We start from the raw sequence: 25560 nt of genomic DNA, 5'->3' as shown, positions 1-25560 counted from the left end.
GATATATGACTTAAGATTGTTATAATGCATTGACTCTTTTTGGCAGTTCTTCAATAAATTCCTGGGTTCTTGTTTTTTCATCTTTTTGAGCAAACATTCGGTGTTGGTTATACGCCGATTGGTTTTTGGCTTCTTTTAGTATTTCAGCCAGAGACTCACCATTTTGGGGATGACGAATAGCATCTTTTAATTTATCCAGTTCAATGATTTTGGCATTCGCTTTATCATGACCAATAAGAACATTTTTGAGATGATTTGTTTTAAACCGTTCAATTCGTTCAATGGCATGTTCTTCTTGCCATTGTTTTGAAGGGCGTTTGGCTTGAGGATCAATTTCAACGTGGTGTTCTTTGGCAATGCCTCGCTGCTTGTTCCAGGCTTGCTGGAAGGATAAAACTTGTGGTGTTTGACTGGTAACCTCATTGTCGGATGGTTCATTCTGCTTTGATTGATTTAGTCTACTGGCTTGTGAGTCCCATAGAGCGGCCAGAGCATAGAGTGGTGATGCAATAGTATTGAGAAGCCAGGTCGGAATATCCATATTATGATCGTGTCCGCCATGTTCATCCATTCGTTCTTGAAGCAGTTCATTAATGTCTTTGTGCCCATGTTCATCCTTTTCATCATCAGGATCATGATGCTGGGGAAGAAAATAATGTGCGTCTTCAAAACCTTCGCTGATTATGGCGATCAGCATGGATACTATTTGAGGGACCCCAGGCATACGATCCGATGTCAAGGCAATACTCACCAGATGACCTAGAAAAAACAGGATACGTAATGGCGTGACCGTTAATTTAAGTAAGATCCTAAATGGGTTAATGATTTGTAACCAATTTTCGGTCTTGATAAGATTTTGAAATCCTTTGACAAAATAATCGTAAAGTCCTGCAAAAAAATGCGATTTACTCTGTGATGCTTCGTCAACCATTTCCAGGGATTCAGCAGAATTTTGTATGTTGAAAAATATAGCGGATAAGCCGGTAATTACTGGATTAATAACCCCCATGATGAAGCTGGGCATTTTTTTCATCCAGTCAAACAGTGGGCGTGCGTTAGTTGCTATCGTCCACCAGGTTCCGGCCGTACATATTGTAAGCGCTAGAGCCAACCCAACAAGAAATACTGCGGTTGAAGCAATGAATACGTTTCGTAGAGTTAAGCCCTGGCTTAAATCCTGGCTGATTTTGTTATACCATTTGGCAACAGTATTATTATTGATCATGTCGGTAATGGCATTAAAAGTCAGCATAGCGTAGGCGGCACCAGCGATAGCTGCCATGGGAAGGACCATTATTGGCCATAAAGCGAAGGGAATCACAGCAAAAAACGGAATAATAGTGAATGCTTCAACAATGAGGTACGTACTGCCTAAACCCATGAATAAACCAGACAGGAGGCTAAACGCTTTTACAATATTATAGTGAAAGCGGCGTTGTTCCAGTCGTTGTTGATACTCATTTTGATGGTGGTTCGCGAGCCAAAGCCGTAATTTTAAAGCATATTCGGATTCGGCTGTATTGTGTTTTTCTTTACTTGAGAACAACTGCCGTGCAAACCATTGTTCCATGTCGGCAAGTGTTTTTTCAATGTGCTTTTTGCTTTTTTTACTTTCTTCATCCAATTCTTTGTGGCCAAAGGCGCGAAGAAGTTTGAGCTGCGTTTTATAGTCTTTGAAGAATTGAGGATAGTCTTCATCATGGGCATCTTCATTTAGGTGATTGAGCAAGTATTCTTTTGCCAGCTTGTTCTCAAGATAATTATTTTTTAATAATTTGTTGAAGGCGCCTTTGATATTTTGGAGATATATTTCCCCTTCGTAGAGTACAGACAGCCCGAATGTTGCAATTGCTAATGACAAAACTGGTATAAGGGCGTACATGCCACTAAAGCTTAAAAAGCCAAGAATTAAGCTGGCACCAAGTGTCAGTAGTATCAAGGCCAGGTTAAGTGGAATTTTTTGGGGATCAATAAATGATTTTTTTAGTTTCATTGCGATATCTTTGCTCATAATTGTTTGAAGTTGAACTGTATATCAAATGAAAATGATTATCAATAGCATTAAGTGCAAAAATAGAGCACAAAGAGCCAGGTGAATTGTACGATTTTGAAAAGTTTGCTTGCATCATTTTGTTCATCATGTAGTATCGTCTCTGAAACAGGACTTAGGAAAAATGCCCAATCTCTTGGATATTTGTAATTTTTAATTAGGTCACTTAATTAATTTAAACTTCATTATTAAAAATTCCTTTTGCCTTGATCTTGGATTTTTTCTTAAGTCTTGTGAAATTAAATTAGGAGAGCATATGCGTTTAAACCAATGGATGACCTGTATAACAACAGGCTTAGTATTTGCCGGAAACTCACTTTTTGCTGCAGGCATTCCAGCACATGAGCAATTACAAGTACCTCAATGCCTGGCTGCAAAAATTGCGGTACCTTATGATGTATTAGCAGAAGACAAACAATTTAAAATTATTGATATCCAATCCAGTGATGTTGAGAAACTGGTCTTATTAGCAGATCAAGTTAAATGCGGTCACTTTGTGAACGTCAGCCATAAAATCACCGGAACACAATTCGCTGTTCAAAAGCAGTCCGCACAAAATCTGCTGGAGCAGGACGCTTTAAAATCCCTTTCTCTGGGTAAGTTAAATAAAGATGTATATGAAATCAAACATCAGGAAGAGGTTAACGCGGCTTTGAAGGAAGTCGTCGCAGATAACATCTGGCAAACACTAACCCATTTAACTTCCTATCACAATCGTTCCGCAACAAAGGATACGGGTGTTGAAGTGGCCAATTGGCTTAAGGCTACTTTTGAAGCGATGGCTGTTGAATACGGTCGTACTGACACAGAAACCTATTTTGTGAAAACAGGCTGGTATAAACAACCTTCTTTAGTAACGGTTATAGGTAAAGACATTAAGGCACCCGGTATTGTTATTGGTGCGCACATGGATACTCTGGATGGTCGTATGCCAGGAGCTGGTGATGATGGTAGCGGCTCTTCAAGTGTTATGGAAGCAGCGCGTGTTTTGTTGGCCTCTAAAACAACATTCAAGCGTCCTGTTTATATCATTTGGTATGCTGCTGAAGAAAGAGGATTGGTTGGTTCGCAGCATGTAGTGGAATACTTCCAGGACCATTCTATTCCGGTTAAAGCAGCCGTTCAATTTGATATGACCGGTTATCGTGTGAAAGCAGATGATCCTACCATGTGGGTATTCACCGACTATACTGATCGGGGTTTAAGTAATTATGTTGCAAAACTAATTGATACCTACGTACAGGTTCCTGTTGATTATTCACGCTGTGGCTACGGTTGCAGTGATCATGCATCCTGGACAGATATAGGAGTTCCCGCTGCATTCCCATGTGAATCTAATTTTGAAGAACACAACCCCTATATTCATAGTTCTTCTGACACCATGTCTTTATTGAGCCTTGAGCACATGACTAATTTCTCTAAATTAGCTTTGGCGTTTGTGATCGAACTGGCTTCAGAATAATCAGAACATCCTAAATTACTTTAATGTTATCCCCGTTAAGCGGGGATAACCGATCTACAGGCCCAATAGGGTCATCCTCTTATCTCAAAATATCTCCCGTTGGCTGTTTAAGCCATTGTTTTTGACCTCGAAAATAGTATGTAACTATTTTAGGGTATCAGGTATATTTTTTGAGTTTGTTGTAGTATATTTGCTCACGTAATTGTAAAATCAAACGAAATAACCGGGATCATGGTTGTTAATAGCCATTGAGAACACATATAAGTCCTTGATGGTAGACGTTTTTCTTGAAAGGATTTTTGGGTGAGTTCATTTATTTTGCGGCACAATGGGTTTAACAATTAAATGGGAGAGGAAATGCGTCAATTCATATTATCGATCGCTGCAAGTTTAGTATTTGTCAGTAATCCAATTTTTGCAGAGTTTCAATCATCTCAGGAAGAGTCAGTAGTAACTCAGTCTCGCGAAGCGGATAAAACACAACACAATCATTTCGAAATTAATCATACAAAAGAAGTGAATACGGCTTTGAAAGCAGTCGTGCCAGATAATATTTGGCTTACATTAAATCATCTGACCTCATATACTAATCGTTCAGCAACCAAAGATACTGGAGTTGAAGCGGCAAATTGGTTAAAAGCTACTTTTAACGCCATGGCACTTGAGTACGGTCGTACCGATACCGAAACATACTTTGTTAAAGCCGGCTGGTACAAGCAACCTTCATTGGTAACAGTCATTGGGAAGAATATCAAGGCTCCCGCAATAATCATCGGTGCTCATATGGATACCCCAGATGGTCGTATGCCTGGCGCTGATGATGGCAGTGGTTCTGCAACGATTATGGAAGCCGCTCGTGTTTTACTTGCTTCCAAGTTGACCTTTAAACGTCCAATTTACATTATTTGGTACGCTGCGGGAACTCGTAATTTAGCTGGATCGCGCTATGTAGTAGAGTATTTTCAGGAAAAATCCATTCCAGTGCATGCGGCAATTCAATTTGATATGACCGGTTATCGCGCCAATCCAGACGATCCGACAATGTGGGTTTACACTGATTACACCGACAAAAATTTATCTCGGTATATTGCTCAATTAATTAGTACGTACATTCACGTGCCGGTAGATTATTCTAGCTGCGGTTATGAGTGTAGTGATCATGCCTCTTGGAATGAAGAGGGGATTTCTACTGCATTTTCATCGGAGTCTGATTTTGAGGCACGTAATCCTCATATCCACAGCTCTTCCGATACTATGGATTTTTTAAACCTGAATCATATGACTAACTTTGCCAAACTGGCTGTTGCGTTGGCACTTGAATTGGCATCTTAAGGCTGTATTTTTGTGGTCTCCCGGAAATTTTTTAACTCCGGGAGGCTCATTCCTTCCGTTAAATTAAAGGTGGTATCCGTTGGATTAAACAGTTCATGCACGAGTCACTTTATAAGATTTATTGGTCTTATAGCTGACTTGGGTTTGATAATATAAAAATTTTTATTTTAAGAGTTGTACTTTATGAAACTAACCCCCAGGCAGAAATATCAAATTATACTAGCTGTGATCGAAGAAGCGCATCGTTTAGCGATCAAATTTGGATTAAATAACGGAGCCTTCTCACTGGAAGAATTCAAAAACTCCATTCAACTGTCAACGGGAACGAAAAGCTTGCTTGAGCTGGTGGTACTTTCCGAGAATGAGCTTTCTATGAAAAAGAAGAAGCCGGTGAGCGGAAGTCAATTTAAGCAAATTTATAAAAAAAATACAGCTCATTTAATTCAATTGTTAGGCAGTGTTTTTTCTAACGAGCCGGACGTTTTTTATCAAACCAAAGAGTTTGGCAAAATACTCACTGATAAGGAATTTAAAAACATATCCAGGCTCTCGGATGGATCGATTGATATCAATCAAGTTTTGGAATCGGTGAGAGCCAGAGTTAATACACAGATTAAACTCATTTTTGGGGTGACCAGAAAGGACATTATGAACTCTCGTGCTTTATTGGCAGAGCAGTTATCCGTTGATTCTGGAAGTGCTGAATCGACAATAGTCAGTTGTTCTAAATTACCTCAAGTATTATTAAACAGTCCTTCGTTACAAAATTTTAATTATCATGGCATTTATATTAACGGCTTGTATAAATTTATAAAAATCATTAATGGCATTCAGGATGAACGATTGGCCAGTGCATTGTTACACTTTTTTATTGAAGATAATCAGGACAACCGTCAGGTAATGACTGCATTTTTTGCAAATGAACAAACACAGTTGTATTGTCGTAATTCGACCATGCTGGTTCAAATATTATCATTGATGGTTAAAAAAGATAAAAAATGTAATGACATCAGTGATCAGTTTGTTTCGAAGCTAATCGAGGACACCAGTATTACCAGTATTGATTTCTTAAAGTCGGAGGCCAAAGTAAATCCCGCTATGCCTCACTTTCAAGCGCTTTTTGAATCGGCTCTGGATCTGGCCGTTCAATTCAGACATATACTTTCAGTGGCCAGGAACAATATCGCGGCCAGAGAGGATAAGATTAACGAATTAAATTCAAGCCCGGATTTGTACTTGAGATCTGCATTTTATTTTTGTTTTATTTCACCTTTGTTAGAAATTATCGATATAGAATTAAAATTATCTCGCACATGGCCGGATTTGGAGTTACAAAAATTAAGACTTGAGTTATCACGTGCATTTCATATTTTACTTGGAATGAGTCTTGCAGTACCTCGAGCGAATAGTACAGCTCAACCCTCAGTATTTCTCGATCTTGTGATTGGCAGTGACATCCAGGCAAAAGTAACACAGATTTTTGCAGGTTTTGGAGCATCCGATAGTGATCATCAATGCAGTGTCAAATTAAAACACATTGAGTTAGGGGATGAATTAGAAGACACTTCAAGTCAACCTCGTAGGGTACGGATAGAACGAGACGGTTCTGAACGAACAAGGAATGCATCTGAGAGTTCAGTTGAAAGTGGGCCTAAAAAATCAGATGATTTAATATCGTCCAAGAGACGTCTTTATTCTACATCACGAACAATCAGTTTTTATAGTTCAAATAAAATCGGCAGCACCAGTAGTTCTGCTTCCTCTTCAAAAGCCTCCTTGCTTGAGCCTGCTTCAATAAATCAACCGGATCTCAGCTCAGAGGATAATAAAGTTGTGAAACGCAGAGTAAGTCATGCTGTTATTTCCAAGTTACCCTTGAGCAGAACGTCGCAGAATGATGTCTCATTAGCAGATTATTTTAATGAGCTTTTTTCTTGCGATTTTGAAAAGGCAACTCATTTTGTACTGTCACTGGTTAAGACTAAAGACAAAAAGAAATTAATCTGGGGAGTGCGCGTGCTTAACGAGGCCTGCCATAAATCCAATAAACAGATCGCTGCTCTTTTAACGGCTCATCTTTCAGAGGCAGAACTTCTTACAGTATTTGCTGAATTATTAAAGGAAGAAACGGATGAAAGCTGGTGTCGGGGTAATAAATTATTATCCATGTTGATACAACAGTTCTTAGCCCATGAGGAGAGTAACGAATTTAAGAAAAAGATTTGGGAATCTGTTTTGTCTCTTTCTTCCTCCTTCTCCCAAATAAAAGTAAAACAACGAGAGTCTATGCTCCTGACTCCTGAAGGTTTTGATGCAGAACCCATGGATGTTGAGACGGTTCAGAGTAAATTTGCAAGTGTAGTCAGTGCAATTTTATCACCCAAAATGTTTCCTTCATTGATTCAGAAAGTTTTATCTTTAAGTTATTTCGATTTATTACGAAGAGAAGAACCGTCTAATGCAGATGAGCCTCGGTTACGTAAACTGTTGGCTTTAATTTTATTGCGGTTCATTAATCCAATCATTTATGAACAAGCGCAGCTTTTGACTGATTCCACTATGAAGATGTGGTATCTAAAAATTCTTCCTACTGCGATACAATCTCTGTCTTCGCCCCTTTCTATAAAAAGCAGGACAGACGATGAGTCACAATCGTTGCAGGATATGATTTTTGCTCCAGTTACCAAGGATCATCGAATAAGAGAAACAATTGGCCAGATGATTTTAACTGAGCTTTGCCTTGACAGCATTGCTGCAAAATCAAAAGATACAACGACACAAAGCAAGAGTGTTCTTGATATTACAGAATGCTTAAAAGAACTCAATGATCTGTTGCAGCAGGAGCAGTTTTCAGGGTTGAGTTTTAAAGCAAAAGGAAATGTAACTCCCCGAAAAGATGTTCAAAAGCCTTTAATTCAGACCTTTTTTGGCGAGCATTCTGATGAAGATAACGATTCCCCTGCGAACATTCATTCCTTTGGATTACCAGGGGTGAATTAAAGTCCTGGATGCATCATTTGAACTGCTGACTGGTACTGAGTAACATCGTCTTAATATGAGTTCACTCTGAATTCAGGACTTTTTAAACCGGTCGTTCCCCCAATAGCATGGTCAGGAAAAACCGGTTTGATGCGGTGGTGTTTGCTAATTTGGCACTTTGGCGGTTGTTGGTGGACAGGTATATTCAGCGGTTACTTTGTTTTCTGCATCTACAGCCTGTAATATGACAGGAAACTTCCATAAACTATGGAGATGTTTTAGAACATCCGCTGTTGTCTCTCCCAGCGGTACTCGATTTTGCTGGGTGTACCTTAAGGTTAGGGAACGATCTCCTTGCAGATCTACGGAATAAACCTGGATATCCGGTTCTAAATAACCCAAATTATATTGTCTGGATAAGGCTTCGCGTATTTGTTGATAGCCTGGCTCGTTGTGAATTGCATGTACATAGAGCTCTGGGCTGCGGTCATCATCGACTATGTGGAATAATTTTAAGTCTCGTATCAGTTTTGGTGACAGATATTGAGCAATAAAACTTTCATCTTTATAATTTCTCATTGCGGTATCCAGACTGGTAAGCCAATCAGTATTGGCCAGGTAAGGAAACCATTTTTTATCCTCTTCAGTCGGATTCTCACAAATTCGTTTAATATCCTGCATCATGTGGTAGCCTAAGGTATAGGGATTAATGCCATTGTAATAGGGGCTGTTATAGGCAGGTTGCATGATGACGTTGGTATGACTTTGCAGGATTTCCAGCATAAACTCATCAGTCACTAATCCTTCATCGTATAAGGCATGTAAAATGGTATAGTGCCAAAAACAGGCCCAACCCTCATTCATCACTTTGGTTTGCCCTTGAGGGTAAAAATATTGGGCTAGTTTTCTTACTATCCTCACAATTTCTCTTTGCCAGGGTTCTAAAAGGGGTGCATTTTTTTCAATGAAATATAAAATATTTTCCTGGGGCTCCTCCGGGAAGCGTTTTTTTTGCCCATTTTCATCAATTTGTTTACTCTGAGGAATTGTTCGCCATAGCTCATTAACCTGGGATTGCATGTAACTTTCCCGGTTTTGCTGGCGAATTTTTTCTTCCTGAATGGATAATGCAGTCGGATGTTTGTAGCGATCCACACCATAGTTCATTAAGGCATGGCAGGCATCAATGACCGCTTCAACCTCATCGATACCATGTCGTTCTTCGCAGTCACTGATGTATTTTTTAGCAAAGACCAAATAATCAATGATGGCATCAGCAGAGGTCCACATTTTAAATAAATAATTACTTTTAAAAAATGAATTATGTCCATAACATGCATGGGCAATTACCAGTGCCTGCATTGCCATGGTATTTTCTTCCATCAGGTAGGAAATACACGGATTTGAGTTAATTACCAGTTCGTAGGCAAGCCCCATTTGTCCGCGTTTGTAACTTTTTTCGACCCCGACAAAATGTTTGCCAAAGGACCAGTGATGATAGCCTATAGGCATACCTACTGAAGCGTAAGCATCCATCATTTGTTCTGCGGTAATGATCTCAATCTGGTTTGGATAAGTATCCAGATTAAAACTTTTGGCGATTCGAGCAATTTCACGGTCGTAAGCCTGTATTAACTCAAAAGTCCATTCTGCACCAGTTGATAAAGGCTTTTTTTTCATGCCGTTTTCCTCTTAAATAATTCGCGAAATACTGGATAAATATCGGCTACGTTATCAATATTTTCCATTGCAAAGTTAGGATATCGCTCTTTTACCTGTTGGTATACTTCCCACAGACTTTGATGATGGCGAGGCATAATTTCGATGTAAGCAAAGTACTGGAGTAAGGGCATAATCTTTTCTTGAAGTAATTCCTGGCAATAAGGTGAATCCGCATTCCAGTTATCGCCATCGGAAGCTTGCGCCACATAGATATTCCATGCTTGGGGGGGGTAGCGTGCTTCTATTATGGTGTTTAATAATTCCAGGGCACTGGAAACTACCGTTCCTCCGGTTTCGCGAGAGTAAAAGAATTCTTCTTCATTGACTTCTTTTGCCGAGGTATGGTGACGAATAAATACCAATTCAATTTTGTCGTAATTTTTGGTGAGAAACATATACAACAAGATAAAGAACCGTTTGGCTATATCTTTTTTTGCTTCATCCATTGAACCTGAAACGTCCATCACGCAAAACATGACCGCTTGTGTTGAGGGGGCTGCTATGCGTACGCGGTGGTTGTATCGAAGATCAATTGTGTCTATAAAAGGAACCTTTAGTATTTTTTTCTTATAAAACTCAATGTCTCTTTCCAGTCTGGATACCTCAACTTTATCGGGATTGGAAAGTGATTTTAAGTGCGCTAATTCTTTTTCTGCTTCTCGCAATTGTCTTTTATAGGGTGAGGCCAGAGCGACTCGTCGCCCAGTCGCCTGCTTCATGGAACGCAGTATGTTGATATTGTTAGGAATCCCACTGGTAGTGACTCCTGCTCTGACGGTTTTATAGGTGCTGATCCGGGCTAATTCTTTTTTAATTAGGTCAGGTAATTCCAAATCTTCGAAATAGAGTTCTAAAAATTCTTCACGGGAGAGCTCAAAGACGAAATTGTCTTCGCCTTCACCGCTATCACTGGCATTGCCGCCATCTCCTCCAGCACCGCCTCCATTAGGTCGTTTTATGCGGTCTCCGGTAATAAAATTGTCATTTCCGGGCAGTACGCGTTCAACATGCCCACCCTGACCACGATGGAACATGGGTTCAGAGATATCCTTGGCCGGAATGGTAATTTGTTCGCCTTGGTCGATTTCAGTAATACTGCGTTTGCCAACGGCGTCAGATACGGCTCGCTTAATTTGGTTTTTGTAACGGCGTAAAAAACGTTGGCGGTTCACCGTGCTTTTTTTGCCGGCATTTTGTCGTCTATCAATCAGTTGCGACATAATAGTTGCTCCACACCTTGCACAGGGTAAGGTTTATTTTGGTCAAGGCTGAGAGAGATAGTGCTCTCTTGTCGTCTGAGTCTGTTTCTTTCTCAGACCTCCAACCTTGACTGGTTTCATAACATTTGAGTTATGGATTAGACCCTTATTGCGATTTACGTACTCGTAAATACCACTCACAAAGTAACCGAACTTGTTTTCGTGTGTAGCCTTTTTCTACCATGCGAGATATAAACTCTTCATGTTTTTTCTTATCGTCTTCAGAGGCTTTTGCATTGAACGAAATAACGGGTAACAAATCCTCGGTATTCGTAAACATTTTTTTCTCGATGACCGATTTTAATTTCTCATAACTGTTCCATACAGGATTTTTGCCCCTATTATTGGCTCTTGCTCTCAATACGAAATTCACTACTTCATTACGGAAATCTTTAGGATTTGAAATGCCTGCCGGCTTTTCAATTTTTTCCAACTCAAGATTTAATAATCCGCGATCGAAAATCTCACCAGTATCCGGATCTCTGTAATCCTGATCTTGTATCCAGAAGTCAGCATAGGTAATGTAACGGTCGAAAATGTTTTGTCCGTATTCAGAATAAGATTCGAGATAAGCTGTTTGTATTTCTTTACCGATGAATTCAACGTATTTACTGGCTAAATATTCTTTAATGTAGCTCAGGTAGGTTTCGTGAACCTCTTGAGGAAATTGTTCTTGCTCGATTTGTCTTTCCAGGACGTACATCAAATGCACGGGGTTTGCTGCAATTTCAGTGTGATCAAAATTAAATACTTTAGACAGTATTTTAAATGCAAACCGAGTTGAAATTCCGTTCATGCCTTCATCGACACCGGCAAAGTCACGATATTCCTGATAGGATTTTGCTTTGGGATCCGTGTCTTTTAAACTTTCTCCATTATAAACGCGCATTTTAGAGTAAATGCTTGAGTTTTGAGGCTCTTTTAATCGAGTTAATACAGAAAATTGAGCCAGCATGTCCAGAGTGCCGGGGGCGCAATGGGCTTTAGCCAAAGAGCTGTTGTCTATGAGTTTTTGGTATATTTTGATTTCTTCTGAAACGCGAAGACAATAGGGAACTTTGACTATATTGATTCTATCGATAAACGCTTCATTATTTTTATTGTTCCTGAAGGTTTGCCATTCCGATTCGTTTGAGTGAGCCAAAATTATTCCTTCAAATGGTATGGCGGATAAACCCTCGGTTGCATTGTAATTGCCTTCCTGAGTTGCCGTTAACAAAGGATGGAGTACCTTGATGGGCGCTTTAAACATTTCAACGAACTCTAATAAGCCGCGGTTCGCTCGGCAAAGTCCGCCAGAATAACTGTAAGCATCCGGGTCATCCTGAGAGAATTCTTCCAATTTTCGGATGTCTACTTTACCCACCAGAGAAGAAATATCCTGGTTGTTTTCATCACCTGGTTCTGTTTTGGCAACAGCAATTTGTTTCAGACGGGAGGGTTTGACTTTAATTACCCGGAATTTACTAATGTCTCCATTAAATTCCTGTAATCGTTTGACTGCCCATGGCGACATTAAATAGCGTAAATATCGTGTCGGGATGCCAAATCTCTCTCTAAGTAATTCTCCATCTTCCTGTGGGTTAAACAATGAGAGGGGGGATTCAAATACAGGGGAACCTTTGATGGCATAGAACGGAGTTTTTTCCATTAAATCCTTTAATTTCTCCGCAATAGAGGATTTACCGCCACCGACAGGGCCGAGCAAATAAAGAACCTGTTTGGTTTCTTCAAGCCCTTGAGCCGCATGCTTTAAAAAACCCACGATTTGTTCTATGGGTTCTTCCATTCCATAAAATTCTTTGAATACAGAGTAATGGTGAATTATTTTATTGGAAAATATACGTGATAATACCGGATCATGGCGTGTATCAATCAATTCGGGTTCGCCAATGGCCATAAGTAAACGTTCTGCCGGGTTGGCATATGCTGAAGGATCTGTTTTGCATAGTTCCAGGTATTCGTCCAGACTCATGTCCTCTTCTTTGTTCTCAACAAAGCGTTTGGTATAGCCGGCTAAAAAATCTTGTGTATTCATGTGCCATCCCCTTTTACTTATCCTTGTTTAGGATATAACGTGATTCTTTATTATTATTTTTTGCATTTTGTTCTTATCGCTGGTAAAACCAACAAATAACTTCTTTTATTTCTTAGTATAGTAGACTAAACAAATTAATTTGATACATAAATCAATAAACTATATGTTATTTTTATAGGAATGCAATGACTATGCCAGACACTACCATTTACTTGAAAAATTACCAAGCCCCTGTATTTTCAGTTGATACTGTAGATTTAAATGTAGACTTATATGACGACCATGCTTTAGTTAAAAGCATCATCACATTAAACCGTCAACATGAAGGCGCTTTGGTCTTGTATGGTGATGAATTAGAACTTGTTCAGATACAGATGAATGGCCGTTTGCTTGAATCTTCTGATTACACCCTGGATGATGAGGCATTGATTATTGATCAGTGTCCAAATGAAGCAAGTCTTGAGATAGTGACACGAATTCAACCTCAAAATAACACTCAGCTATCCGGTCTTTATCGTTCCAATCATTTATTCTGTACTCAATGTGAAGCGGAAGGTTTTAGACGCATTACCTTTTTTCCAGATCGGCCAGATGTTTTAGCAACTTACACGACCAGGATAACTGCTGATAAAACACATTATCCCGTTCTATTATCCAATGGAAATCTGGTGGATTCAGGCTCAACGCCCGATGGCCGTCATTGGGTGGTTTGGCAGGATCCTTTTAAGAAGCCATCTTATTTGTTTGCTTTGGTAGCTGGTAATTTGGCAAGTATTCGTGATGAGTTCATCACCTGTTCTGGTCGAACAGTGGATTTGCGCATTTACGTTGAACCAGGCAATGAAGATAAATGTTTTCATGCCATGGAATCGTTGAAAAAATCAATGAAATGGGATGAAGAGGTCTATGGCCGAGAATACGATCTGGATATTTTTATGATAGTCGCAGTAAGCGACTTTAATATGGGTGCTATGGAAAATAAGGGATTAAATATCTTTAACTCAAAATACATTCTTGCCCGCCCTGATACTGCAACGGATCAGGATTTTGCTGATGTAGAGGGAGTCGTTGCCCATGAATATTTTCATAATTGGACAGGAAACAGGGTCACGTGCAGAGACTGGTTTCAATTAAGTTTAAAAGAAGGATTAACGGTATTTCGTGATCAGGAATTTTCCCGAGATATGAATTCGAGGGATGTTAATCGAATTATGGATGTAAAAGCATTACGAAGCCAACAATTTCCTGAAGATGCGGGTAGCATGGCACATCCAGTAAGACCGGAGTCGTATCAGGAAATCAACAATTTTTATACCGCTACCATATACAATAAAGGAGCGGAAGTCATTCGCATGCAGCACACTTTGCTAGGAAAGGAAGGGTACAGACGCGGCATGGATCTTTATTTTAAACGGCATGATGGCCAGGCGGTCACTATTGATGATTTTGTTGCGGCCATGGAAGATGCAAATGGCGTCAATCTGACTCAATTTAAATATTGGTACAGCCAGGCTGGCACTCCTGAAGTACGGGTTAAATCGGATTACTCTAATGGACGTTTAACATTGACTATGCAGCAAAGCTGCCAACCTACGCCCGATAGTCATGATAAAAAACCATTCCATATTCCTATTCGGATTGCATTATTTGATTCAAAAGGGCACATGATGCCTGTTGAAAAGGATATTTTAGAACTGAAAGAACATGAGCAAAGCTTTGTGTTCGCTGGATTAAGTGAACAACCAGTGGTTTCACTATTACGTGAATTTTCCGCGCCTATTCGTTTAAAGGATGAATTAACTCAGGATGATTTAATCTTTTTACTGCGGTACGAAACTGACGGTTATGCCAAATGGGATGCCGCGCAGCGTTTGGTATTGAATTGTATTGATGACTGTTTAAACCGGCCCTCAACTCAATGGCATATTCCTGAGCCGTTAATCTCTGCATTTGAGCATGTATTGCTTGATGAATCACTGGATGCCGATTTGCGTGCTGAATTATTAACTCCTCCTGGATTCGAAGAGGTTGCCGCCTCTTTAAAAGAAGTCGATGTCAGTCTGGTTGAAACAGTACGTGATTATTTTCGAAAACAGTTAGGTATTCGTTTGTATGATTCTTTGACACAGGCTTACAACCAATTATGGCAAGCAGAAGATCATCAAATGCATGGCCAGGCTTATGGACGAAGAAAATTACGAAATGTCTGTTTGTGGCTGTTGATGAAAGCGAATGAAAAGGACAATCTGTCGCTCTGCAAACAGCAATTTGCATCAGCGAAAACAATGACGGATCAAATTGCTGGGTTTGCTTTACTGGTGAATTCAGCTGATGAGGGGAGTCGGATCAAGGCTATTGATGAGTTTTATCAGCAATGGTCTCAGGATGATTTAGTGCTGGATAAGTGGTTTGCTCTCCAGGCTGCCTCAGAATTACCTGAAGCACTAAATCATGTTAAACAATTACTGAATCATCCTGAATTCAGTATTAAAAATCCCAATAAAGTGCGCTCAGTTATAGGTGCATTCTGTATGGCCAATCCTCGTAATTTTCATGCGATTGATGGAAGTGGTTATCAATTTTTGAGCGATATGTTATTGATTGTTGATAAATTAAATCCTCAAATCGCCGCTCGATTGGCAACGCCTTTCACACGATGGAAACGTTATGATAAATCAAGACAAATATTAATGAGCGATCAATTAAAGCAGTTAGCAAAACAAGATTTGTCTCGTGACTTGCGCGAAGTGGTCGACAAGAGTTTGGTAATCAGTTAAAGCGCTGATTATTAACGGGTAAAAAGTTGTAGATATACGGCTCAACGGTACAATATTCGTTGAGCCATTTTAGGGTCTGTTGACAATTCAAGTTTCGACGTCCCGCGACTTCTTCGTGGGATCCAATTCACTCTTTATAGGCGCAATATATTCTTGCTTTGCGCCCCATCTATCGATTCCGCGAACAACTCGCGGAAAGTAGGTTGAACATAATGAAAAGTCAACAGCCCCTAATATCTATTACACGGCTGTCCCATTAAAAATGTGACGTCTTTCCGAGCGTAGCGAGGAATCTCCTGCAAATTGGCACAATCTGAATTAATGCATTAATTATCATTACCTTATCAGCAGCTTGGTTGCAAATGCTAAACAAATTGCTCAGACTATTCGTAGTTACTAGGCTGTCGAGAACAGTCTACATTGGGTCTTGGACGTTATATTACGTGAAGATGATTCTCGCGTACGCAAAGATCATGCTCCTGAAAATATGGCGATGGTTCGGCATATTTTCAGGAGCATGTTATAAAATACCAAAAAGAAATTTAAGGATATGAGCATTAGGCGCCTGCAGAAAAAGGCTGGCTGGGGAGACTCAACTCTTGATATGATTTTAATGGCCGCATTGTAATGGGATCGTGCAACCTTGCAGGAGATTCCTCGCTACGCTCGGAAAGACGTCATATTTTTAATGGGACAGCCGTGATATCTATTACTTTGGGCCATTTGGACTGTTTTCTACCGTGTTGTCTGCGTCCCTGGGTGTTTGGGGGGATGAGGGTTGAAACAGAGGGGGGCTAATTATCGGTTCTTGATCCGCAGCGAGTTCCTGTTTGGGGAGATCTCTCATTGCACAAGAGTTGGATTTGGAAGCTGCTGCCTCGTTATTATCTGATTTTAATGAGGATTTTTGATGGTTGCCTGCATCATTACTCCATAAAAGGCGGCCTAAACCGGCTGCTGCAGTTGACAACAATAGACCAATCCCGGCACCTACCAATGAACCTACGAGAGCGCCCACTATTGGTAAGGCAAAAAAACCAATCAATCCACCAATCAATGCTCCGATTCCAGTGGCTCCGGCTACGCTGCCTGCCTCAATGCCAATACGGGCACCAGAAGACAGATTAGTGATTTCAGTTGTTATACCATCTGAACTCGATTTAATAGCTGGTTTGATTTTGGCTGTATGTGTTCCCTGATCCATTTCAGGTTTTACTGCATCATCTCTTAAATGAGGCAATATTGGAACTATGGGCGATTCAGGCTGCTCCGGATTTTTTATCGTTTCATCAGAAGAACCAACAGACTCTACCGGTGATGGATTAACACGTCGACCTTCAAGTATTAGTTGAATCTCTGCACGGGTTGCCATTCGGAGTGCATCATATTGATTACCTAAGTTATCAAGAGTTGCAATGAGATTATTATTGTACGAGCCTTTTGGTGCTCCTAATTCTTGCATTTTTTTGTGACTGTACGCGCAGGTAAAATCACCACAGGAATAAGCATCTCCCTGTGGGTGTGCAGGACCTGAATAGTTTATGCGGATTAATTCTCTGTTTATCCCACATTGCTCTAACAAATTTAGTGTGTAGTCTTTGATTGCAGATCCACCGGAGCGGCCATAAGGGTCAAATAGCTCAAGGTCGTATATAACCCCATCTTTTGATGGTTTGGTTAAATACGCTCCACGCCAGTGCCCTGGACCAATCGGGATGATAACGTGTTGAATTACCTCATTGAATAATTCGCTGGCCAGAACATCCTGGATCGCCAATGCTGAACTGTGATCAAAGCGATTAAGTACTGCCATAACTGAAATATTGCCAGTCGATTTGGGCATCAGTAAGGTCATGTCATGATCTTGCATTTGATCTCTGGGAGAACGCGTATGAAGCCCTGACAGATCAAACCTCCCTTGGTTGCTGTGCCTGCTTCTATTTGATTTTGAGAGAGAATCCATGTGCTCAAGAACTAATCCATAGATCAGATTGGCCGTTCCAGGTAAATCTTCATTATGTTCTGATTTCGCCAGTTTGATTTGATTGACTAAATAATCAGTAATAGCCTTTCCCTGGAGATGTAAAGGTATATCATTATCTGCAGCATAATTATTTATATGATTCAGTATCTCCTTGTCTGTTTCATTCAATCTGCTCTGGTATAAATGAACCAGAGTATTATAACTTTCGAGTTTTATTTTCTCACTTAAAGCCATTAGGCAACCCCATTTAAATGCTTGACTAGATCAATAATTGGATTATATGCATAAAATACTTAAGAAAAAATGAAGTCCTCCTGTACTTACATCCTCTGTTGATGATGAGCTAAATCAGTTCTATCTGTAACAAAGCTTGTGAATTATGTCTACATAAAATGATCATTATTTTCAATTATTGATAAAACTGCTCCATGGATTAAGACATTTTCCATTATTAGGGGCTGTTTATATTTCATTATGTTCAAGCCTACTTTCCGCGACTTGTTCGCGGAATCGATAGATCTTGCGCAAAACAAGAATATATTGCGCCTATAAAGATTGGATTGGATCCCGCGAAGAAGTCGCGGGACGTCGAAACTTGAATGGTCAACAGACCCTAGTATCCGGTTGATTCTTATAGTTAATGGATTAAACTCGTTTGTTTTTTGACCAGTGTTCAATTGCAGGACAGGAAATTGGCCCAATAATCTCTGAAAAGCATTATTTCGAATTCTTTTTCTTTGGTACTTCTTCGATGACAATTAAATATTGAATAATTTGGTTATTTGTTTCATCACGTAATGGTGAAAAAACTCCTGTGAACTGAAGATGCTCACCTTTTTTATTTTTGATTAATAAATCTCCATGCCATTCGTTCTTTTTTGTTAAATGTTCTAAAATGGATTGATACGTGTCCAGGGGCGCATTTTCTGATTTTAAAATCAGGAAATTTTTGCCGACAATTTCGTGATTATTATAACCTGTTCTCTTGATAACTTGCTGGTTAACGTAGTCGATAGTACCTGCTTTGTCGGTAATAACAATTAATAATGGGCTTTGGTCCAGTGCACGGGTTAATTTTTTTATCGTCGCTTCTGCTCGTTTTTGCTCTGATATATCTCTAACGATAGCTAATACAAATTGGTTCCCCATAGTGCTAAACATACTTAATCGCACATCAACAGGAAAAGTAGAACCATCTTTTCTTCTGTGCAGACCTTCTAGATTAAAAGGTCCATAAGTTAGTTTTATAATATTTTGTTTGATTGTTTCTTGTGTAATAGCAATCTCTATTTCCCAAGCATAAGAATTGATGAGTTGTTGACGAGAATATCCTAAAGAGATGCACGCTTCATTGTTAACATCCAGTATAACGCCATTTAAGTCATGCACAAAAATGGCGTCTGAAGATGCATTCATGAAGTTTTGATAACGCTCTTCACTTGTGATCAACTGGTATAGTAATGCATGTTGGGTCAGCTGGCTCATTTTACTGGGCATGGTTTAAATCAGCCTTTTTTTCTATGGTATTATTAATAATAGGCTTTGGTATGGAATTGTTCAAATTTAGAACAGTCGTTGGTTCAAGGTCTTAATGGCGCTCTAGAGCGTAAGTGACCCTGACTACAGGGCATCTGGTAGTAGATACCTAAAGTAGATGCAATAAAAAATTGATGGATTCAAGTTTAATGATGCAACAATGAATTAGTCATGGGTTAATGAGATTGAACAGTATGAGCAGGCCAAATAATGTTACAACGATTTGCAGTTATAGGAAATCCGATCGGACACAGTTTGTCACCTGTGATCCATCAGCAATTTGCTCGACAAATGAAGATATCTTTGACTTATGAACAAATTAAAGGAGAGGATTTTTCATTGGAGCAACAGGTCATTGAGTTCTTTGCCCTCGGAGGCAAAGGACTTAATGTGACGCTGCCTTATAAACAACGAGCATTTGAATTGGCAAAAGTACGCACCCCTCGTTGTTCATTAGCTGGTGCAGCGAATACATTGTGGATGAAGGATGACATTCTGCATTCAGATAATACGGATGGAATTGGTTTGGTTTGTGATTTAACCCGCATGTTTGAACTGCAAAATACAAATATATTAATTTTAGGAGCAGGTGGGGCGACTCGAGGCATTCTTTATCCTTTATTGGAAATGAACCCCAATTCAATAACAGTTGCCAATCGGACTGTTGAAAAAGCGGAAGAGCTGCAGAAGGCCTTCCCGCAAATCAGAGTGAACCACCTGGATAAAGTGAGCGGGATTTTCGATTTGATAATTAATGCAACTTCAGCCAGCCTCGAGGGACATGGGTTGGTTTTGCCAGAAGAAGTCATGAGAAACAGTCCGTTGTGTTATGATCTGGCTTACACTCAACAGGGCATCACTCCCTTTGTTAAGTACGCAAAAGCGATGGGATGTCAGGCTGTTGATGGTTTGGGCATGTTAGTCGAACAAGCTGCAGAAGCCTTTTATATTTGGAATGGAGTTAGGCCATCCTCAGAGCCGGTTATAAAATTTTTGCGTCCTGATAGGGGGATGTGATCACAATTTGTTTATTGCATAAAGGAACGTCATTACGAGCGTTAGCAAAGCAATCCAGATCGAGCCTTTGCTAACATGTTGTACTGCTTCACTTCGATCGCAACGACGACTTGTTTACAACGAATTAAAAATAGTGGGTTTTAGCTATTTCGACACTATATGAATTTCTTTTAAATTCCCTTTATTTGATAGTATTTTAAGGCTTATTTCGTTATAACTCCTAGCATTTTTAAAATGCCATCTCCGACTTCTTTCAAATGGTTATCCACTCTAGCTTGTATAGTTTTGTAGACATATGTTAATTCTGTAATTATATTTAATTCAAATGTAGTTAAACATCACTACAATCGCAAATATTGAACAAATATTTTACATCGATTAATTAACGTAACTACCAACTCCCGAAGGCAGTGAGGGATCTCCAGCAAAAGGCACGTAATCAATAAGTTCAAAACACTTGAAAAATTATTTGCTCATGACCAAATAACTGAATGAGAACTTCTGCTGTGCTAAAAAAGCTGGAAGCCCATATTCACGAAAATTCCAGCATTTTATTCCTGAAAACAGGTTTCAGCCGATATTTTCTGATTTATATGGTATTCAGATTTCCAGTGCAACACTGGTAAGATTTAACCAAATTGCATTTGGCACATTAGCCCCATTTGATTCTTTAAAATTGTGCCACCAGACAGGAGATCCCTCACTGCGAACGGGATGACGTGGGTAGTTACTAACTAACTAAAAAAAGCGGTCACTTCATCAGCAGATGCAATCGTGTCCTGATAGCCTAGATCAAGCAGCACACGAGTAAATTCTTTTTCAAAAAGCAAAAAGCTTAAAAGGTCACCTGAGTGGCTCTTTGCTCCCAGAATGTTGAGCAGATAACGGAGTAAAGCCGGCATACTTTGAAAGTGTTCTTGTGCTACAGAAGCCATGTCTCTGCTTGGGCGAAGGTGTAGGGTTGTTATTGGTCGCCATGGCGAACGGCGCTTTTTCCACATGGACAGAAGAGTAGCTATTTCATTCATCCGGTTGACCATCTCAATATCTCTATCAAGATTGTCCAGGAACAACCCATTCATCATATTTCCCAATATATGAGCAAATGCAATGTCACCGTTTCGTAAGGTTTCAGGGTCCGTGAATTCAGGAAGTTCTCTTGTACCCAGGATCATGATTTTATCGACATGAGATCGTATTGCCCCTCTTAGCGGAGTACCAAGTCCCACGCTTCCATCACCGTAATGAAATCCATCAAGATGAATTGGCGGAAAGAATAAAGGTAAGGCGCTGGATGCTAAAATATGCTCAGCGTTAATCGTTGCTCGTTGACTGCTATGACGAGGGTAATTCCAATCTTCAAATTCAGGTTGGCAATGATCATAAAACGAAATGGTTTGGTGTGTTTCATAGCGTGCAGTTAAAACTTCGAAGGTATCCAGATTACCTGCTGCAATATTTTGCTCAATACGAGTGAAATCTATGGTTTCTTCAAGAAATTGGCGCAAAGGGGAGGTATCCAGAAGATGACCCGCCTGACGTTGTTTTATTATCAAGGTACTCAGGTTTCGCATCACGGATTTGCCTAGTTCATAATTACTGGCTTTATATATTTGTTGGCAATGAATTTCGCCCCATATAGATTCCAGTTTATCCAGTCCAGCAGGAAAATCATCGGCGTTTTCTACGAGTACGGCAGCGTTGATACTGCCGACACTCACTCCACTCACCATATCGAAGGGAAGTTTTTTGGTTTGCAGTATATGACCGATTGCTTTCAGAACGCCTGCTTGATAGGCGCCTCGGGCACCACCACCTGCTAGATAAAGGGCTTTTTTAACCATCGTGATTTTTTTTTAATTATTATATTGGAAAATATAGCTGATTTTAATGAAAATTTCCAAGGAAGAAATGACACGTCATTTTATCTTAAGAATTAATTGGTATATTATTTATACAGATATTTCACTGATGCGTGACACTATGGTACTCGATAGTGGTGTAAAAGAAGATGAGCAGGATAAAACAGGGCAGATTGAGGTTTTGAAGGCTATTCAAGCTCCTGTCAATTACACATTGGTTCCTTTAACCAAAAAATCATTATTAAGATCGGCCTTAGCCCGAATTCCCTGGGTATCAAAATTTTCTCTAAAGTTTGATGATGCAGCAGATACCGCTATCAACATAGGCGAACGCGTCACTGAAGTGAATGATTCTTTTGGAAACGAATCGATAGCCCATGGATTTCATTACGCAGTGCTTGCCATGGCTATTCTTGATTTTGTCCGTATCCCTTTGATTTATTTTGCAGCCTATCTCTTTAATGAAAAAATTCCTATTAAAATGAGTACTAACTTAAGATGGGCTTATTCCGCATTTTTATTAGGTCTTACAATAACCGCTCTCGTTAGTCCAGTGACTGCTCCAGTGATTGCTTTTGTTAGCGCGGGGACTGGTTTGGTTTTTGGTATCTTTTTATTGGCTCGAACCCTTATCAATCAATACAAACTGGGTAGAGAGCGAAAGTTGCTCCATGAAGAAATTATCAAGGCAGAGGAGGAGATGAAAACTCTCCAGGAAGAGGCTAAAGATTTAGAACAACAATTGACTGCATCGACCGGGGATGAATTGCTGGCATTGAACATTAAGGATTTAGAAGAGCGCTATAATTCACAAAAATCGCTACTTTCTGATTTGAAAAATCAAGAGCTCCATATAGAACAAAAAATAGCGCGTGTCGGTATGATGCGTGTACTGGATAAAAGCATTGGTATTGGTTTAACGTCACTATCCATTATTGGCCTTGTGGTGACCTTATTTGTTCCTCCTGTAGGTGGATGGATACTCGCTGGTGCTGCGATAGCCGGTGGGGTTTATCTTTTCGCAAGGTTAATGACCCCGGTATTTAAATTCCTTGGTAATTGGTTAATCAATCAATTTAAACCCACTGAAGAGCCAGTTCAAAACGAGTCAAAAGAGCATTTGGAGAACGATCATCAGCTGGAGGATAGTCATAAGGCCGTTTTAGAGAATATTTTAGAGTCCAATAACCCTGTATCCAGTCCAATATCACCTGATGATCAATTGCTCAATAGTGCGGTCACTAATAGTGAGATTCCTGATGATGAGTTTCCTGAGAGCAAAGTCATTGCCCCAACTGTTTCTCAAGATTTTGTACCCGAGCATGGATTAATGGTTCACGAAGTCGATTCTACTGCCGTTGTATTGGCTAGTTTAATGAGCAAGGAGGCTATTAAAGAATACTCGGAGCATCAGCATGAACAGTCTGATGAATCAGACAATGTTTCTGAACTGGATGGGGATGGTTTAAAACCGAAACGAACTTTATTATTTAAGCCAGAGCCAACTCCTGATGCGAACATGGATTCAGAAGTTGTCGATACTGAAGATGAAGGGGAAAATGAAGCGGTTAGTGAGCATCCCTGACTCCATAATATTTATCTTTGAAAGTCCGTTGCAAAAAGCAAAAAATTCCTATAATTTAAAATTTTACCCTCCTTAAGGAATAAGGACTCATGCTGAATTTATTACGTGAACAACCGCGCGCATTTCACATGATTTTTATGTTGGAATTGTGGGAGAGATTCGGTTTTTATACAGTCCAGGGTATTCTCACTCTCTATTTTATCCGATATTTAGGATACAGTGATATGGTATCCTACTATACCTTCGGAGCCTTTTCTGCTTTGGTTTATGGTATGGTGGTCATTGGCGGATATATGGGCGATCGGGTTCTAGGTACCAAGAGGACTATTGTGTTGGGTTTGGTGGTCTTGGTCGCAGGCTATTTTTCCCTTGCTTTTGTTGATAAGGAGCATGTTTTTCTGGCCTTGGGATTGATATGTGTGGGTAATGGTTTGTTTAAAGCAAACCCATCTAATTTACTTTCAAAATGTTATGAAGAAAATGATCCTCGGTTGCATGGCGGGTTTACTCTTTATTATATGGCTATTAATTTAGGCAGTATGGTTGCTTTGATTGTTGGGCCTTCTATCTCCAGTCAATACGGCTATTCGTATGCATACTTAATCAGTGCAATAGGACTTGTTCTGGGGCTTGCCAATTACTGGTTTCAACATCACCATGTTGCTCATATAAATACTGAAGCAGACATGCGCAAGATGACGCTTTGGCATTGGTCTTTAATCTTTGTTGGCATTGTATTCTTCACTGAACTGTCCGCTTATTTACTCCAACACGTGATGATTGCTAAAAATTTGTTGTGGTGTATCACCATATTGGTCCTTGTAGCATATGGGTTGATGATGAGGAAAGAAAAAAGAGCTGCATTTATGAAAATGCTCGTGGCTCTTGTTTTAATGGTGGAGGCGGTCATTTTCTTTACTCTTTACCAACAAATGCCTACGTCACTTAATTTGTTCGCGGTAAACAATGTGATTCCCAATGTCATGGGGATAACTTTTGATGCACAAAGTTTTCAGGCACTTAATCCCATCTGGATCGTGTTGATGAGTCCAGTATTAGCTTATATTTACGGGGCCTTAAATCGCAAAGGAATTTTGTTTTCAATCCCTTACAAATTTGCTCTGGGAATGACGATGTGTGCGGTGAGCTTCTTGATGCTTTATTTTGCCCGCTATTTTTATACCGATAATGGCATGGTCTCTTCCTGGTGGCTTATATTCAGTTACTTATTTCAAAGTCTCGGAGAACTCCTGGTTTCCGCTCTCGGGGTTGCTATGGTTGCCGAATTGGTTCCAACCCGGATTGTTGGCTTTGTAATGGGTATGTGGTTTTTGACTTCTTCAGTGGCTGGATTTATAGGGGCTTATGTGGCTTCATATACAGCGCTTCCCGAGAACATAAAACCTGGCGTTGAGTCTCTCTTTATTTACACTAATGTGTTTGCCTGTATCGGTCTTGTAACGTTGATGATTGCTTTGATTATGTGGATTTTATCACCGCGCTTAAGCCGATATATTGCTACAAACAACAAAAGTTCGAATAATGAAATCGAATCAGTTGAGTTTTCAACCACGTATATTCCCAGCCATTAAGGGCAGTGATATCTCTTTGATTTGCCGCGGCCTTGTCCCTGGCTCTTGTGCACAACTCATTGAAAAGCCATATTTGGTGCATCTTGAGCGAAAACCATTCTGAAAAATGCTCACATAGTCATCTATGCTGCGCTTTTTCAGAATGGTTTTCGCTCAACCTGCACGCAAATCTGACTTTTCTCCAAGATACCATATTTTTGAAATCGGCGTATAATAGTGCTTTATGCCTATGTACTGCGCTTTTAATGATTCAGAAAACTAACTCCTAACTGCAATTCTGTTCCAGGATCCTTTATTTCAGCATATCAAATTCAAATTACGCCCATAAGTTGTTATTATACTGATCACTTAATGTTTATTTAATT

14 protein-coding genes are annotated in these 25560 nt (G+C 39.8%); 7 read left to right on the top strand and 7 right to left on the bottom strand.

Annotation, left to right across the window (positions count from 1 at the left end; translation table 11 throughout):
* Positions 1 to 19 precede the first annotated feature (19 nt).
* Positions 20 to 1993 carry a hypothetical protein gene (locus G543_RS0100350; protein WP_028382746.1) on the bottom strand — a complete coding sequence of 658 codons (1974 nt, stop codon included), beginning with the start codon at positions 1991 to 1993 and terminating at the stop codon, positions 20 to 22.
* A gap of 313 nt (positions 1994 to 2306) precedes the next feature.
* Here G543_RS0100350 and lapA point away from each other — a divergent pair, with 313 nt between their 5' ends.
* The 3 genes from lapA to G543_RS0100330 all read left to right on the top strand — a co-directional run bounded on the left by lapA (position 2307) and on the right by G543_RS0100330 (position 7844).
* A complete protein-coding gene (lapA, locus tag G543_RS0100340; protein ID WP_028382745.1) occupies positions 2307 to 3512 on the top strand; it encodes an aminopeptidase LapA in 1206 nt (401 codons plus the stop codon).
* 357 nt (positions 3513 to 3869) lie between these two features.
* Positions 3870 to 4844, top strand: coding sequence for a M28 family peptidase (locus G543_RS0100335; RefSeq protein ID WP_238584737.1), 975 nt, complete (start codon positions 3870 to 3872; stop codon positions 4842 to 4844).
* A gap of 183 nt (positions 4845 to 5027) precedes the next feature.
* Complete coding sequence (locus G543_RS0100330; protein WP_028382743.1) at positions 5028 to 7844, top strand: hypothetical protein; 2817 nt, start codon at positions 5028 to 5030, stop codon at positions 7842 to 7844.
* A 144-nt stretch (positions 7845 to 7988) separates the two neighbouring features.
* On the opposite strand, the gene G543_RS0100325 is transcribed toward G543_RS0100330, so the two are convergent.
* From G543_RS0100325 to G543_RS0100315, 3 genes are all read right to left on the bottom strand, one after another.
* Positions 7989 to 9503, bottom strand: a complete 1515-nt coding sequence (locus tag G543_RS0100325; RefSeq protein WP_028382742.1) for a SpoVR family protein — start codon at positions 9501 to 9503, stop codon at positions 7989 to 7991.
* Positions 9500 to 10765: a YeaH/YhbH family protein gene (locus G543_RS0100320; RefSeq protein ID WP_028382741.1), complete on the bottom strand. Its 1266-nt coding sequence runs from the start codon at positions 10763 to 10765 to the stop codon at positions 9500 to 9502. Before G543_RS0100320 ends, G543_RS0100325 begins: the two co-directional genes overlap by 4 nt.
* Before the next feature lie 145 nt (positions 10766 to 10910).
* Complete coding sequence (locus tag G543_RS0100315) at positions 10911 to 12842, bottom strand: PrkA family serine protein kinase (RefSeq protein WP_028382740.1); 1932 nt, start codon at positions 12840 to 12842, stop codon at positions 10911 to 10913.
* Between the two features lie 191 nt (positions 12843 to 13033).
* On the opposite strand from G543_RS0100315, the gene pepN reads away from it, so the two are divergent.
* The gene (gene pepN / locus G543_RS0100310; RefSeq protein ID WP_028382739.1) at positions 13034 to 15619 is read left to right on the top strand and encodes an aminopeptidase N; all 2586 of its coding nucleotides are present in this window, start codon (positions 13034 to 13036) and stop codon (positions 15617 to 15619) included.
* Positions 15620 to 16328: 709 nt separating this feature from the next.
* Here pepN and G543_RS16780 read toward each other — a convergent pair.
* Together G543_RS16780 and G543_RS0100300 are read right to left on the bottom strand one after the other, a co-directional pair.
* Entirely contained in the window at positions 16329 to 17837 is a 1509-nt protein-coding gene (locus G543_RS16780; RefSeq protein ID WP_051190532.1) for a DUF456 domain-containing protein, read from the bottom strand.
* Positions 17838 to 18320: 483 nt separating this feature from the next.
* A complete protein-coding gene (locus tag G543_RS0100300; protein ID WP_028382738.1) occupies positions 18321 to 19100 on the bottom strand; it encodes a PAS domain-containing protein in 780 nt (259 codons plus the stop codon).
* Positions 19101 to 19349: 249 nt separating this feature from the next.
* Here G543_RS0100300 and aroE point away from each other — a divergent pair, with 249 nt between their 5' ends.
* Positions 19350 to 20156: a shikimate dehydrogenase gene (gene aroE / locus G543_RS0100295; protein ID WP_028382737.1), complete on the top strand. Its 807-nt coding sequence runs from the start codon at positions 19350 to 19352 to the stop codon at positions 20154 to 20156.
* 734 nt (positions 20157 to 20890) lie between these two features.
* Here the strand turns inward: aroE and G543_RS0100290 are convergent.
* Entirely contained in the window at positions 20891 to 22000 is a 1110-nt protein-coding gene (locus tag G543_RS0100290; protein WP_028382736.1) for a patatin-like phospholipase family protein, read from the bottom strand.
* 46 nt (positions 22001 to 22046) lie between these two features.
* Here G543_RS0100290 and G543_RS0100285 point away from each other — a divergent pair, with 46 nt between their 5' ends.
* Positions 22047 to 23603 (top strand): hypothetical protein, encoded by a 1557-nt coding sequence (locus G543_RS0100285; protein WP_035921104.1) that lies wholly within the window; start codon positions 22047 to 22049, stop codon positions 23601 to 23603.
* Positions 23604 to 23692: 89 nt separating this feature from the next.
* Positions 23693 to 25195, top strand: a complete 1503-nt coding sequence (locus G543_RS0100280; RefSeq protein WP_028382734.1) for an oligopeptide:H+ symporter — start codon at positions 23693 to 23695, stop codon at positions 25193 to 25195.
* Positions 25196 to 25560: the final 365 nt, after the last annotated feature.

Source organism: Legionella moravica DSM 19234, from assembly GCF_000423305.1.
Taxonomy (GTDB): domain Bacteria; phylum Pseudomonadota; class Gammaproteobacteria; order Legionellales; family Legionellaceae; genus Legionella; species Legionella moravica.
Note: the sequence above shows the minus strand (reverse complement) of the source record. Positions and strands in the feature narration are given on the sequence as shown.